The following is a 14,931-nucleotide window of genomic DNA, read 5'->3' on the forward strand; positions in this document are numbered from 1 at the left end:
GTTCAGATCAATCCGAGCGAGCGTTCACGCATCTCGACCTTGCGCACCTTGCCGGTGACGGTCATCGGGAACTCGTCGACGACGTGCACGTAGCGCGGAATCTTGTAATGCGCGAGGCGACCGTTGCAGAACTGCCGCACCGCGTCCGAATCCAGTGGTGCGGCACCGTCTCTGAGCTGTATCCACGCCATCAACTCCTCGCCGTACTTCTCGTCGGGAACACCGATGACCTGAGCGTCGAGGATGTCGGGGTGGGTGTAGAGAAATTCCTCGACCTCGCGGGGATAGATGTTCTCGCCGCCGCGAATCACCATGTCCTTGATGCGCCCGGTGATCGCGACGTAGCCGTCACCGTCCATGACTCCGATGTCGCCGGTGTGCATCCACCCGTCGCTATCGATGGCCTCCGCGGTCTTGTCGGGCTGCTCCCAGTAACCGATCATCACCGAGTAGCCACGGGTGCACAGTTCACCCGCCTCGCCTCGCGGCAGTGTCTCACCGAGAACGGGGTCGACGATCTTCACTTCGAGATGCGGACCCACACGACCGACAGTGGACACTCGCTGCTCGATCGAGTCGTCGCTGCGAGTCTGCAGCGATACCGGCGACGTCTCGGTCATGCCGTAGCAGATGGACACCTCTGCCATTCCCATGCGTTCGATGACCTGCTTCATCACCTCGGTGGGACAGGGTGATCCGGCCATGATTCCGGTACGGAGGCTGCTCAGATCGAATTCGCCGATGTTCTCCAGTGCCAACTCGGCGATGAACATGGTCGGTACGCCGTAGAGCGAGGTGCACTTCTCATCGGCCACGGCCGTCAAGGTCGCCACCGGGTCGAACGCCGGACCGGGGATGACCATCGTTGCTCCGTGCGACGTGCACGCGAGATTGCCCATCACCATGCCGAAGCAATGGTAGAACGGCACCGGAATGCAGACCCTGTCGTTCTCGGTGTAATGGCAGAGCTCGCCGACGAAGAAGCCGTTGTTCAGTATGTTGCGGTGACTGAGCGTCGCACCTTTCGGGAAACCCGTTGTACCCGATGTGTATTGGATGTTGATCGCGTCGTCCGGGCGGAGTGTGCTCGACACGTCGGCGACCATCCGCGGAGTCTTCGCCAACGCTCGGTGCCCTCGATCGGTCATCGCTTCCCACTGAATGCTTCCGATGAAGAGGACCTCGCGCAGAGTTGTCACTTCCGGTCGCACGTCGTCGATCATGGCCGTGTAGTCGGACCCTTTGAACTCGGTGGCCGACAACAGCACCGAGACACCCGCCTGTCTCAGCACGAACTGCAGCTCGTGCGAGCGGTACGCCGGATTGATGTTGACCAGAATTGCCCCGATCTCCGCCGTCGCATATTGCGCCAGCGTCCATTCGGGGCAGTTCGGTGCCCAGATCCCTACTCGATCGCCTACTTGTACTCCGGCCACGAGAAGCCCCGCCGCCAACAACTCGACGTCCGCCGCGAACTCCGAGTAGGTCCACCGCCTGCCCGACGCGACATCGACGAGGGCATCGCGTTCGGCGTGCCGCTCGACGGTGCGATGCAGGTTTCGGCCGATCGTGTCGTCGAGTATCGCTGTGTCCGAATCGCCGCGGGCGTAACTGTCCATGAGCCTCACGGTAGTGACGCCGGTCACGGCCGGCCACCCCCGAATGGGGGTCCTACTCCAGCGTGATGACGTCCGCAGCCTCGAGCACCTCGGCGCGCGACGTGTCCTTGAGCGCGACGCCGGACCGTCCGAGCTTCCTGGCTCCGGCCAGCAGACCTGCCACGATGCGGGCCGACTGCGCGTACCCCTGCCCCTCGGGCGGGTGGATGTTGGAGATGCAGTTGCGATCGGCGTCGGTACGGCCGGGCTTGGGAAGGTGCGTCAAGTAGATACCGAGACTGTCCGCGACGGACAGGCCCGGCCGCTCCCCGATGAGAACCAGTACCGTCCGCACGCCCATCGCCGCCGCGATGTGATCACCGAGCGCCACTCGGGCCTCGGTCGCAACGACCGGTGCAGCAATCGAATACCGCTCGGCAAGTTCGGTTTTCAACGCTTCCACCATGGCGACACCGTGATCCGCCAGGGCACGGGGAGACAATCCGTCGCTCAGCACGATGCCTATCTCGTCCTCCGAATGTGCAATCGCCGACAAATCCTTCGGCTGACGACCCAGGTCCGGACGACGCAGATACTCGGCCCGGCTCGTCGCCAACGACGTCACCACCGAGGGTGTACCGAGCCCCACCTGCTCCACCCGACGCACGAACTCGTCGACCTCGAGTGGCATGTGCACCGCATCCCGGGCCGCGGCGTGCGCCGAGCGAAACTCGAGCACCCGCGTCGTCGGCAACGAATCGCCGATACGCCCCAGACCGATCCGAGCTTGGGTACTCGCCCGCAACTCACCCCAGAACTCTGCTTCCGGTCGTTCCGCAGGCTCCACTCCCAAATCCGGTCGTTCCGCGGGCGTGCTCATCGCGCACTCATCAAGGCCCGCAGCGGCGATCCCGCGGCATCGACGTCGAGGACTCGGCCGTCGGCGTCCGCCATCCCCAGCCGCGAGAGCCAGGACTCGAATTCCGGTGCGGGCCGCAGACCGAGGACCTGTCGCACATAGAGCACATCGTGGAAGCTCAGGGACTGGTAGCCGAGCATGACGTCATCGGCTCCCGGCACTGCAATGACGAATGCGACGCCGGCCGCACCCAACAGCGTGAGCAGCGTGTCCATGTCGTCCTGATCGGCCTCGGCGTGATTGGTGTAGCAGACGTCCACTCCCATCGGTAGTCCGAGGAGCTTGCCGCAGAAGTGGTCTTCGAGGCCTGCCCTGATGATCTGCTTGCCGTCGTACAGGTACTCGGGCCCGATGAATCCGACCACGGTGTTGATCAGCAGCGGCTCGAGATCACGGGCCACCGCGTACGCACGCGTCTCGAGGGTCTGCTGATCGACGGGCCGGTCGCCTGTACCGATGTGCGCGCCTGCCGACAGCGCCGAACCCTGGCCCGTCTCGAGATACATGACGTTGTTCCCGACGGTTCCGCGGTGCAGCGATCTACCCGCCTCGTTGGCCTCACGGAGCAACGAAATGTTCACGCCGAAGCTGGAATTGGCGCCCTCGGTACCCGCGATGGACTGGAACACCAGATCGACCGGAACTCCTTTGTCGATCAATTCCATCGTCGTCGTCACGTGCGAGAGCACACAGGACTGCGTCGGGATCTCGAATCGCTGCCGAATCTCGTCGAGCAGATGCAGCAGGTCGGCGGTGGCCTGAGGTGAGTCGGTCGCGGGATTGATCCCGATGACCGCGTCACCCGACCCGAGGAGCAGCCCGTCGAGTGTGGCCGCGGCGATGCCACGCGGGTCGTCAGTCGGGTGGTTGGGTTGCAGACGCGTGGTGAGAGTTCCGGGTAGGCCGATCGTCGTCCGGAACGCCGACGTCACTTGCGCGGCCCGAGAGACCGCGATCAAATCCTGGTTCCGCATGATCTTGCTGACCGCCGCGACCATCTCGGGTGTCAATCCGGCCGCGACCGATCGCAGTGTCGCGGCCGCATCGGGCCCCGCGGTCACCTGCAGCAACCAATCCCGAAGACCCCCCACGGTGAGGTGTGAGACGGCCCCGAACGCGATGCGGTCGTGAGAATCGATGATGAGCCTGGTGACCTCGTCGGTTTCGTACGGAACGAGCAGATCGTGCAGGAAGACATCGAGAGAGACCTCGGACAACGCCCACTGCGCGGCAGCCCGTTCGGCATCGGATTCGGCCGCGCAGCCGGCCAATTCGTCACCCGATCGCAGCGGTGTCGCTTTGGCCATCAGGTCGACCAGACCGTCGAACGTGTAAGTGGTCCCGGATACCTGCTGGGTGTAGATCGTCATTCCAGTTCGGCCTCGGCCTCGGCCAGTGCGGCGAACTCCTCGTCGGGCGAGTTGGCGACCAGATGATGTCTGCTGTAGATGCCGAAGTAGGCCATGAACGCGACGAACACTGCCAGACACCACAGTGCCGCAGTGGAATCGACGACGAAGGTGGCGACGACGGCGAGTGCCGCGATGATCAACGCGAATCCGGTGGTCACAACGCCCCCGGGGGTTCGGTACGGCCGTTCCATGTTCGGCTCGTTGCGGCGAAGCACGATGTGGCTGACCATCATCAGAACGTAGCTCAGTGCCGCACCGAACACGGCCATGTTCAGCAACATTCCGCCCTGACCGGTCAGCGAGAGCAGGAATCCGATGACGCCGGGCACGATCAGCGCGAGCGTAGGGGCTTTGCGAGAGTTGGTGATGGACAGCGTCTTCGGCAGGTAGCCGGCACGGGACAGCGCGAAGAGCTGACGCGAGTACGCGTACATGATCGAGAAGAAGGACGCGACCAGTCCGGCCAGGCCGATGTAGTTGACGATCTTGCTCGCAATTCCGTCACCGAGCGCCTCCACCAACGGGTTTCCCGATTCCTTGACGGCGTCGGCCCCGCCGGCTCCGGTCACCAGGAACAGCACGACGGCACCGGTGACGAGCAGTACGCCCATGGCGGCGATGATGCCGCGCGGGACGTTCTTGGTCGGATCCTTGGCCTCCTCGGCGGCCAGCGGCACGCCCTCGATGGCGAGGAAGAACCAGATGGCGAACGGCACAGCCGCCCAGATGCCGAGGTAGCCGAACGGCAGGAATCCCGAGGCTCCGGCTGCGTCGGTCGGCGCGATGTCGGTCAGGTTGCTCGCATCGAATTGTCCGAGGGCAGCGATGGCGAACACGATGAGTCCGACCAAGGCGATCGCGGTGATGACGAACATGATCTTGAGGGCTTCGCCTGCGCCGGAGAGGTGAATTCCGATGAACACGGCATAGACCACCAGGTACACCCACCACCCGTCGGTGATCCCGAACAGTCCGAGCGATTCCACGTACGCGCCGATGAACGTGGCGATGGCGGCGGGAGCGATGGCGTACTCGATGAGAATGGCTGTGCCGGTGGCGAACCCGCCCCACGGTCCGAGAGCACGGCGGGCGAAGGTGTAGCCGCCGCCCGCAGCGGGCAGTGCCGAGGACATCTCGGCCATTCCGAGGACCATGGCCAGGTACATGCCCGCGATGATGATCGCCGCGATGAGCAGACCACCGAAGCCGCCTTCGGCGAGACCGAGGTTCCAGCCCGAGTAGTCACCGGAGATGACGTAGCTGACACCGAGGCCCGCGAGAAGTACCCACCCGGCGGTCCCCTTCTTCAAGGTTCTCTTGGCCAGGTAGTCACCGCCCTCGACGTGCGACTGTGTGCCCTCGTAGGAGCCGGATTTCGGGTGAGGCGACTGTGGATCTTTCACGGACATTGCAAGCCTCTCGTACCAGGTCCCTCGCGAGGGGACGCCCATTCGGGTGTGTGGGGCGCGCGAACCGGTTCACGATAGGTCCGTGATGTAAGCGGGGTGTCATCGGTGAATGACGGGCGAATTACGGCTGCTGTGCAACCGCATTCACGTCACCGATATCTCCCTCGTCCGGTTCTGCGACTGTCAGTACTGCGTCCACCACAGCTCTGTTGGTTTCCAGCTCACGCTCCAGCCGCCGGAGCGTGTGCGCGATGCGTGACTCTGCGAAGTCACCGACGAGATCGACACTCGCCACCACGTAGATCTGTTTGGGACCGACGAACTCGATGCGAACGAACCGGACCGACGCCACCTCGGGGAGTAGCTCGATGCGCTGCACTACCGCGTTCCATAATGCTCGCGATCCTGGTTCGCCGGTGAGGAATCGGCGGTTTCGATCGATCAGCACGAACGCCACGATCCCGAGTAGAACGCCCACCAGAATCGAGCCGATGGCGTCGAACGCCGCCGAACCGGTGAGCTGGTGCAAACCGATTCCCGCACCGGCGATCACGATGCCGATCAGAGCCGCGCTGTCCTCCGCGAACACTGCCCGCAGCGTCGGATCCGACGTCTCCGACGCGTAATCGAGAAAGTCCTTGTCGTATTGCGCTGCCTCGCCGCGTATTTGCCGTACCGACTGGAGGAAGGACACGCCCTCGAGCAGAAACGCGATGGCGAGCACGACGTAGGCGACGAGGTAGTTCTCACTGCTCGACTCACCGGCAAGCAACGAGGTGATGCCGTGCCACACCGAGACCGCCGCACCGGCGACGAACAAGCCGATGGCCGCGAGCGTCGACCAGAAGTACGTCTCCCGGCCGTACCCGAGCGGGCGCCGATCGTCGGGGCCGCGCGCCCCGCGGCGATTGGCGACGAGCAGGAAGATCTCGTTACCGGTATCGGCCCAGGAGTGGGCGGCCTCGGCGACCATCGACGCGGACCCGGTGAACACCGCCGCGAACGTCTTGGCGATGGCCACACCGAGGTTGGCGACGAACGCGATCACCACGGTGCGCAGGCTGTCGCCGCCGTCGGCCGCGTCGGTTTTCGATGAGCTCTTCATCGTTCGCACTGTATGCGCTGCGCGCAGTGGTGCGGCTATGTGCCGCCTGGGGCACACGGGAGTATAGCCCGCGGAACGACCCGGAAGCGGAGCCGCACCACTGCCGTAGGCACTCAGCCCTGGAGCATTCCCGGCACAGGACAGGCGTCGACGGCCTCGGCGACCACGAGTGGGTCGTCGGGTACCGGCGGTCGTCGGCCCTCTTCCCAGTCGACTCCGACGAGAGGTGGATGCGCGGCGAGAAGTTCGTTCTCCTCCGGGGTGTACGCGCGCCCACGGCTCAGGAACCGCACGCCTTCGGGCGATTCGAGCGAGAATCCGCCGCCGCGGCCCGGCACCACGTCGAGTACGAGTTGGGTGTGTTTCCACGCTTGGAACTGCGAACCCGAGATCCACACCGGTACGCCGTCGACACCCTCGGGGAGGTCCTGGGCGATCTCGCCCACTCCGAGCCTGAGGTCGATGTACCCGAGCAGAACGTCGCGATCGCCGACGATGAATTCGCCTGCGGGATAACACATCGGCGACGAGCCGTCACAGCATCCGCCGGACTGATGCATCATCAGTTCGCCGTGGATACCGCCGAGGCGACGGAGAAGATCCATCGCCTCGGCGGTTGTCTTCAGCCGCGCGGGCGGCCGAGCGTTCTCCATCAGAAGAAGCCCTGCGCCTTCTGGGCGTAGCTCACGAGCAGGTTCTTGGTCTGCTGGTAGTGATCGAGCATCATCTTGTGGTTTTCGCGACCGATACCCGACTGCTTGTAGCCGCCGAACGCGGCGTGCGCGGGGTACTGGTGGTAGGTGTTGGTCCACACTCGGCCGGCCTTGATGTCGCGGCCCGCCCGGTAGGCAACGCCGCCGTCGCGGGACCAGACGCCTGCGCCCAGTCCGTAGAGGGTGTCGTTGGCGATGTCGATGGCGTCGTCGTAGTCCTTGAACGACGTCACCGACACGACCGGTCCGAAGATCTCTTCCTGGAAGATGCGCATGTCGTTCTTGCCCGTGAAGATCGTCGGCTGCACGTAGTAACCACCGTTGAGGTCGCCGCCGAGCTGTGCGCGTTCGCCGCCGGTGACGACCTGTGCGCCCTCGCCCTTGCCGATCTCGATGTACGAGAGGATCTTCTCGAGCTGATCGTTGGACGCCTGGGCACCGATCATGGTCTCGGTGTCGAGCGGATCACCCTGCCGCACAGCCTTCGTGCGGATCGCGGCCAGTGCGAGGAACTCGTCGAAGATGTCAGCCTGGATCAACGAACGCGACGGGCAGGTGCACACCTCGCCCTGGTTCAGGGCGAACATCGTGAAGCCTTCGAGGGCCTTGTCCTGGTAGTCGTCGTTGGCCTGGAGCACGTCGGAGAAAAAGACGTTGGGGCTCTTGCCACCGAGTTCGAGCGTGACCGGGATCAGGTTCTGCGACGCGTACTGCATGATCAGGCGGCCGGTGGTGGTCTCGCCGGTGAAGGCGATCTTGGCGATGCGCGGGCTCGACGCCAGCGGCTTTCCTGCCTCCACACCGAATCCGTTGACGATGTTGATCACGCCCGGGGGCAGGAGGTCGCCGATGATCGAGATCAGGTGCAGGATCGAGGCGGGAGTCTGCTCGGCGGGCTTGAGCACCACGGCGTTACCGGCAGCGAGCGCGGGCGCGAGCTTCCAGACGGCCATGAGAATGGGGAAGTTCCACGGAATGATCTGTCCGACGACGCCCAGCGGCTCGTGGAAGTGGTAAGCGACGGTGTCGCTGTCGATCTCGGACAGTGAGCCTTCCTGCGCACGGATGCAGCCGGCGAAGTACCGGAAGTGATCCACCGCGAGGGGGATGTCGGCGTTGAGGGTCTCGCGGATCGGCTTGCCGTTGTCCCAGGACTCGGCCAGAGCGATCGACTCGAGGTTCTCGGCGATGCGGTCGGCGATCTTGTTGAGGATCACGGCGCGTTCGGCCGCGGACGTCTTGCCCCAGGCGGGAGCGGCGGCGTGCGCGGCATCGAGGGCGAGTTCGATGTCCTCGGACGTGGAACGGGCGACCTCGCAGAAGTTCTCACCGGTGACCGGAGTCGGGTTCTCGAAGTACTGGCCCTTGACCGGTGGCACCCATTCGCCGCCGATCCAGTTGTCGTAGCGCGACTGGAACGACATGACGGAATCGGCGGTACCTGGACGGGCATAGACGGACATTGAAAATCCTCCTGATCGACACGTGCTGCACTGCTGATGCGGTGTGTGATTCAGGACACTAGGGGGTGCAACGTTGCAACTACGTTGCCGTCACTCCGACGGCACCGCCGCGACGGGTGCGTCAGACTCCGAGATCGCGGTCGAGCAGGTCGATACGTGCGCTGACCTGGCCGTAGAGTGCGGAATCGCGGCTCAGCGTGGCGCGATAGGCCTCCCATGCGATCACGTCGGATCGACCGTGAATAGAGGAGGTCCACTGGGCGAGCAACACCGGATCCCCCAGCCGCAACAGTGCAGCCTGCATACGAGACCGCAATTCTTCGCGAATCTCCTCGATGCCGGGTGCGGACGAGCCGGGCAACACCGGTCCGGTGTAGATCCGCAGAGCCGCCTCGACGTCGCCGCGGTCCAGGGCACGTCGGATGTCGCCGACATCGGAGGACAACTCGCCGACCAATCGGTACGGCCGGGATGCGAGGCCTGCGGTACCGAAAGACTTACGCAGCCGCGACATCTCTGCGCGGATGGTCACCGAATCGAGTTCCTGCTCGTCGAGCAGGACGGCGAGATGGTCCGAACTGAGCCCCTCCGGATGATCGCCGAGCAACAGGAGAATCTCGGCGTGCCGCTGTGAGAGAGGCGTTCGACCCGAGCCGCGTACCACTCCGGGCCGGCCGGATCCGAGGACCTCGAGACGAGGAGCGGTATCGCCCAACGATTTCGGTGAGTTCAACAGGTGCAGGCGTAATTCGGACTCGGCGGCTGCGACGGTGGCCCGCACCAGCGAGAGCACCTCGGGTACGGCCACCCGCGGCCCGCCGGTGATGTCGATGGCTCCGAGGATGTGGCCGCTGGTGGGGTGATGCACCGGTGCTGCCGAGCAACTCCATTCGTGGACCGATCGCGAGAAGTGCTCGGACGCGAAGATCTGCACGCTGTGATCGACGGCGAGTGCCGTTCCCGGCGCGTTGGTCCCCTTGCTCTCCTCGCTCCAGTCGACACCTTCGGCGAAATCCATCGTCAGCGCGCGGTCCTTGGCCGAGGAATCGCCCTCGACCCACAACAGGCGGCCCTCCGCGTCCGAGATTGCGACGAGCAGACCGGTGTCGGAGGCGTCCTCGACGAGCAGTTTGCGAATCACCGGGCGGATGAGTGCCATCGGATGCCCGTTGCGGTAGCGGTCGAGGTCCGGCCCACTCAGGGCCGGTGCCTGACTACCGCCGTCCGGGTCGACACCCTTGGTTCTACTTCGCATCCACGAGTCGAGTACGACGGACCGCACCGCCGAGCCGTGTGTACGGATGTCGTCGACGAAAGATTGATGGGCACTGGACATTTGGCGCGCCAGCACAGTGACATCCTCACCGGGGCGCACTGCGACCCAGGGGTTGCCGCCACTGTCCGATCGGCTTGCCATTCGACGCTTCCTCCGTGACCTGTCCACATCGTTGTAACCCAGCTCACAGGCAAGGATACAGCCGCTGTCGACGGGTGCGACCGGGGCCGGTCCCGTCGACGACGACCGGCTACTTCTTCTTGACGGCGGAGGTGATGATGTCGTTGCTGGTGTCTCCACTCGACTTCGCTCGCTTGTCGGCGCGCTTGTCCTTGAGTGATTTGCCGGATTTCTTGGTCATCGTGTTGCGGGGCGATTTGTCCGACATGGCAGAAACCCATCTGTTGGGGAACCTGAACGGTCCCCAGACCACGAACGCTACGCCTTACGCGCCGCGATCGTGCCGATCGATCAGCGCCGCGGCCCGCTCGGCGAACATGACGGCCGTTGCGTGGGGCCCTCTGCTGGGCACTACCGGGAACGCCGAGGTGTCGATGACGTACACGCCGTCGACCCCACGCACCCGACAATGGTCGTCCAGAACCGACCCCGGATCCGATTCGGGCCCCATTCGGGCGCTCCCGGACAGGTGCAACGACGTACCGAGTGGCGCGAGCGGATCGGCGATGGCGGGAACGTCCACGGCCGACGCCATGGCCGGGGATCGGAGCAGATCCACGGCGAGTTCGACCCCGTCTCGCATCGCCCGACGGTCCCGTTCCGATTCGAGGTAGTGGTAGTTCACCGTGGGAGGAGTGAACGCGTCCGCCGTGCGCAACGCGATGCGTCCTCGCGCGGTCGACCGCATCAGACCCACGCCGAACGAGTGCGGCCCCACGTCCAGACCGGGTATCAATTCGTCGAACCGCCTCGTGTACGGCCGGATTTCCACGTCGCCCGCGTGCAGCACCGCCTCGAGCGGAGACGACAACCGATCGTCCGGGGAATGTTCGGGGGAATGTTTCGGAACGAGGGGAACGGCGACCTCGGGGTGGTCGGAGAATCCGCGACCCACGCCCGGACTGTCGACCACCATCGAGATACCCAGCGGGACAAGATTTTCGGGATCACCGATGCCCGATCGCATCAGCAGCGCGGGCGTGTGCACGGACCCCGCCGACACGATCACGGTATCGGCTCGGACGATTCTGCGAACTCCGCCGACGGTGATCTCCACTCCGATCACCTTGCTGCCTTTGAACTTCAACGACACCACTGTCGTATCACCCTGGATACGAAGGTTGGTCCGGTCGGCATTCGGCAGGAGGTATGCCCTGGCCGCGCTCACCCGTGTCCCGCCCAGAACGTTCGAGGGAACAGCACCGACACCGCCCGCCCCCGCATCGGGAGCATTCAGGTCCTCGCGGTAGCCGATCCCGGCGCTCGTCGCCGAGTCCACGAACGCGGCGGTCAGCCGATGCCAGGCCCGCGCGGGCGGTCGGGTGATCGGCATCGGCCCGTCCGTTCCGTGCCAGCGACGCGCGATGCCAGTACGGCCGGCGGCATCGAGGTCGTGATCGCTCTCGGAACGGCGAAAGAACGGCAGCACCTGATCGAACGACCAGGTCGATTGTGGCCACGCATCGAAGTCGGCGGGGATCGCCCGGACGAAGTAGCCACCGTTGACGGCACCCGATCCGCCGAGCACTCGGCCCCGGGTCACCGTGCGCGTGACGTCGCGGGTGAGTTCGGCGGTGTAGCGGCTCACCCACCGGCTGTCCGGACCGATGGGGAGCGTCGTCGAGTCGCCCAGGCTGCGCGGAATGTCGTCGACCCCCGCAGATGCCGGCCCGGCTTCGAGCAGCAAAACTGAGCGGTCGGGATTCTCGCTCAGTCGCGCCGCGACGACACAGCCGCACGACCCGCCTCCGACGACGATGACGTCGGCGTCGAGTGGACTTCCCTCGTCGTCGGCCCGGCCTTCCAGGCGCACGGGTCAGCCGTCCAGGCGGGGCTTCAACGCCTCGATGGAACGAGCCGACAGCGCGCCGCTCCACAGCCCGGTTCCGTACGCGATGTCGTCGGCGCGTTTGAAGAAGATGTATCGAACCGGATCGAGCCCGCCCAGTTCACGATGCTTGTACCAATCCGAACACGCTTCTGCCACAGCCATACCGAGCGCGATCTTCCGGATACGGCTCGACAACAACACCGCGAGCAACGTGATCGGCCAATAATGTCGACACAGCGCCGAGGCAAGTTGCCACAACCCCGCCACGAAACCCTCGGCAGCGAGAACGGCCGCGATGCGGGTGGGCTGATCGAGACCGACGAACATCTTGCGCAGCCGAACGACCGTGACCCCGAAACTGGCCAGAGCGCCGAGCAATCCGATACGCGTCAGACTGGCGGCGAGCAGACACGTCACCAACGTCCACGGCGACATCGCGACCGGCGGCACCATGCCCGGATGACGCGCGGACAACGGCGTGGCACCGGTGCCGTAGAACAGTTTGCGGGCGAACCATTCGACGAAGGCGACGCGGTGCTCGTGCGCCACGTGGGCCACGGGCTCGTAGCGCAGTCGCCAGCCCGCCTCCTGCAGACGCCAGCACAGATCGACGTCCTCGGCCACGTGCATCGACTCGTCGAACCCGTGGCATTCCACCGCAGCAGACCGGCGAAGCAACATGGCGGCACTGGGTACGTACGACACCGCGCTCCCTGCGCGCACCGCCGCTTCCTTGCGTCCGAGGTCGAGCGAGGAGCGGGCGTGCTCGTAGCGGGCCAGTGCGCTGCCCTCGGGCTCCAGCGCGACGATTCGGGGTGCCACCAGGCCCACCGCCGGATCCGAGAAGTGCCCGAGCATCACCTCGAGCCAGCCCTTGCGAGGTACCACGTCCGAGTCCAGAAAAGCAACGAAATCTGTTGTAGCGCAACGTAGTCCAGTATTACGTGCGGCCGCCGGCCCGCGTGAGGTCTCGTGCCGCAGCACCGTCACGCTACCCACGCTCCACGACACGGCAGGAACCGCCACCGGGACGTCGGATCCGTCGTCGACGATGATCACGTGCATGCCGTGCATCGCCGTGATCAGCCGCGCGAGCCCGGCCTCGTTGTTCTTGAGCGGCACCACGACGGTGACATCACTGGGCGACGGGATGGACATGGGCCGCGGGTTGCCCACCCCCGAGTCGAGCAGTTTGCGCGCCACGAGGGCGGACTGCGAGTCGGTCACCTCGATGAAACCGTCACCGATCATTGCCGCGGCCGTCGGTGCCAACGTGAGCATCCGCATCGGTGAACCACCGATCAGAACGCGTCCCTCGGAGAATGTGCGTACGCGTGGATCCACTCGCACCCCGAAGCCGTCAGGCAACCGACCTTCACCCATCAGGGCATCGTAAGCGGACAAACGGTCGGTGTGTCGGCCACCCGGTAAATCGGTCGGAACATACCTGCTCCCCGTTTCTGTTCGAGGCCTCGAACAGGCTTTCCGCCGGTTCTGTACCGCGATCGCTCACACGATGACGCCGTGCGGGGACGGACTCCATCTCTGCACCGCACCCAGCACGCGGTCCCGCAGTTGCTCGAAAATGAGCCGTCCCTCCTCGGCGGTGGCCCCGAGGGGATTGCCGAGCACACCGTTGGCCGTGACGGGGGCCAGGCCACCGGCGCGCAGCTCGGGCAGTAGAGCCGCGATCTCGGTGGTGTTTCCCGGTGCCGCTTTCGTCATGTCGACCACATCGGCCGAAAGATGCAGCAGCAGCGATGTTTCGGTGCGTCCGGCATGCGCGTCCGCTCCCGGCACCGAGCACGGGAACCATACGACGTCGCGCCCCTCGTAGCGCAACAGCGTCACCGCCGAGCGCAGGGTGGGACCGTTGCCGCCGTGGCCGTTGACGAAGACGACCCTCTCTGCCCACCGACACGCGGAGCGCCCGTACTCCACCAACAGCGCCTCGAGCGCGGCGGACCCGATGGACACGGTGCCGCCGAAACCCTCGTGCTCGCCGCTGGAGCCGTACGCCACCGCGGGTGCCACGAGAGCGTTCGGAACCGTTCGCGCGACGGCGTCGGCGATGCGGGTATCGGTATCGAGAGGTAGGTGCGGCCCATGTTGCTCGAGCGAACCGACCGGAACCACGAGGAGCTTCGGTCCGACGATGTCCGGCCAGTACTGGGTACCGAGCGTGTCAGTGGCCATGGGTGCAGATGCTATCGGACGGAACCGAGCCGTCACGCGGACGAAACACACGGCCGATAATCTTCGATTCGTGCCACCCCGCCGTCGGTCGATATTGCTCTCGCAATTGTCCATATCGGCACCGGGTGGCCCGCAGCCGACAATTCTGGACGAGCTCCGACGCGTCATCCTGGCCGGTGACGCTCCTCCGAATACACCCATTCCGATAGACGAGGTCGCGGAATTGTTCGGCGTGAGCCGCATTCCGGTACGCGAATCCCTGAAGACTCTGATCGGCGAGGGATTGGTCGACCATCGACCCAATCTCGGCTACCGAGTGGCGCAGCTGACAGCGGCTGAACTGCGCGAAATGTACATCGTGCGTGAGGTTCTCGAAACTGCCGCACTCCCCATCGCGGTAGAACAGGCCACCGATGCCGATCGCGCGCACCTGATCGAGATCAACCGGCAGCTCGAGGCCTCGTTGACCGAGGACGACTCACGCGAGTATCACCGCCTCTCTCGCGAATTCCACCTGTCGCTGACCCGGCCGTCGCGGATGCACCGACTCCTGCACATGCTCGAATCCGCCTGGAACATCACCGAACCCGTGCAACCGATGGTGCATGTCGCCGGATCCGATCGGGCGTCACTGCACGACGACCACGCCGACATGATCGCGGCCTTCCTCGATCGCGACTCCGACGCACTGTTGCGCGCTGCCCAGCACCATCACACGCGTCTCAATTCGGTCATTTCGACATTGTCGAACGATCACGGATTGTTTGCCGATCCACCCACGGAAACGCCGGGCTGAAGATATATCGCTCACGTCACGAGGGCGCAATAC

13 protein-coding genes are annotated in these 14,931 nt (G+C 64.9%); 1 reads left to right on the forward strand and 12 read right to left on the reverse strand.

Annotation, left to right across the window (positions count from 1 at the left end):
* Positions 1–2: 2 nt before the first annotated feature.
* From VF34_RS20705 to mftE, 12 genes are all read right to left on the reverse strand, one after another.
* Positions 3–1,619 carry an AMP-binding protein gene (locus VF34_RS20705; RefSeq protein WP_179274178.1) on the reverse strand — a complete coding sequence of 539 codons (1,617 nt, stop codon included), beginning with the start codon at positions 1,617–1,619 and terminating at the stop codon, positions 3–5.
* Between the two features lie 52 nt (positions 1,620–1,671).
* Positions 1,672–2,478: an ethanolamine ammonia-lyase subunit EutC gene (eutC, locus tag VF34_RS20710; protein WP_045841996.1), complete on the reverse strand. Its 807-nt coding sequence runs from the start codon at positions 2,476–2,478 to the stop codon at positions 1,672–1,674.
* Positions 2,475–3,887: an ethanolamine ammonia-lyase subunit EutB gene (locus VF34_RS20715; protein WP_032373902.1), complete on the reverse strand. Its 1,413-nt coding sequence runs from the start codon at positions 3,885–3,887 to the stop codon at positions 2,475–2,477. The genes eutC and VF34_RS20715 overlap by 4 nt, the downstream gene beginning before the upstream one ends.
* The gene (gene eat, locus VF34_RS20720) at positions 3,884–5,338 is read right to left on the reverse strand and encodes an ethanolamine permease (protein ID WP_032373903.1); all 1,455 of its coding nucleotides are present in this window, start codon (positions 5,336–5,338) and stop codon (positions 3,884–3,886) included. Before eat ends, VF34_RS20715 begins: the two co-directional genes overlap by 4 nt.
* Before the next feature lie 121 nt (positions 5,339–5,459).
* Positions 5,460–6,443 (reverse strand): cation diffusion facilitator family transporter, encoded by a 984-nt coding sequence (locus VF34_RS20725; protein ID WP_032373904.1) that lies wholly within the window; start codon positions 6,441–6,443, stop codon positions 5,460–5,462.
* A gap of 113 nt (positions 6,444–6,556) precedes the next feature.
* Positions 6,557–7,096: a DUF779 domain-containing protein gene (locus VF34_RS20730; protein ID WP_027496285.1), complete on the reverse strand. Its 540-nt coding sequence runs from the start codon at positions 7,094–7,096 to the stop codon at positions 6,557–6,559.
* On the reverse strand, positions 7,096–8,619 hold the full coding sequence (gene exaC, locus VF34_RS20735; RefSeq protein ID WP_027496284.1) for an acetaldehyde dehydrogenase ExaC: 1,524 nt from the start codon (positions 8,617–8,619) through the stop codon (positions 7,096–7,098). Before exaC ends, VF34_RS20730 begins: the two co-directional genes overlap by 1 nt.
* A 121-nt stretch (positions 8,620–8,740) precedes the next feature.
* Positions 8,741–10,036, reverse strand: coding sequence for a sigma-54-dependent transcriptional regulator family protein (locus VF34_RS20740; protein WP_027496283.1), 1,296 nt, complete (start codon positions 10,034–10,036; stop codon positions 8,741–8,743).
* Positions 10,037–10,145: 109 nt separating this feature from the next.
* Complete coding sequence (locus tag VF34_RS25375) at positions 10,146–10,283, reverse strand: hypothetical protein (RefSeq protein WP_167326762.1); 138 nt, start codon at positions 10,281–10,283, stop codon at positions 10,146–10,148.
* 57 nt (positions 10,284–10,340) lie between these two features.
* Entirely contained in the window at positions 10,341–11,888 is a 1,548-nt protein-coding gene (gene mftG / locus VF34_RS20750) for a mycofactocin dehydrogenase MftG (protein ID WP_230595237.1), read from the reverse strand.
* A 3-nt stretch (positions 11,889–11,891) separates the two neighbouring features.
* Complete coding sequence (gene mftF / locus VF34_RS20755; RefSeq protein WP_032373905.1) at positions 11,892–13,289, reverse strand: mycofactocin biosynthesis glycosyltransferase MftF; 1,398 nt, start codon at positions 13,287–13,289, stop codon at positions 11,892–11,894.
* Positions 13,290–13,415: 126 nt separating this feature from the next.
* Complete coding sequence (gene mftE / locus VF34_RS20760; protein ID WP_032371070.1) at positions 13,416–14,102, reverse strand: mycofactocin biosynthesis peptidyl-dipeptidase MftE; 687 nt, start codon at positions 14,100–14,102, stop codon at positions 13,416–13,418.
* Between the two features lie 70 nt (positions 14,103–14,172).
* Between mftE and VF34_RS20765 the strand changes: the two genes are divergently transcribed.
* Complete coding sequence (locus tag VF34_RS20765) at positions 14,173–14,898, forward strand: GntR family transcriptional regulator (protein ID WP_032371147.1); 726 nt, start codon at positions 14,173–14,175, stop codon at positions 14,896–14,898.
* Positions 14,899–14,931: the final 33 nt, after the last annotated feature.

The sequence above is a fragment of the Rhodococcus sp. PML026 genome, from assembly GCF_000963615.1.
Classification (GTDB): domain Bacteria; phylum Actinomycetota; class Actinomycetes; order Mycobacteriales; family Mycobacteriaceae; genus Rhodococcoides; species Rhodococcoides fascians.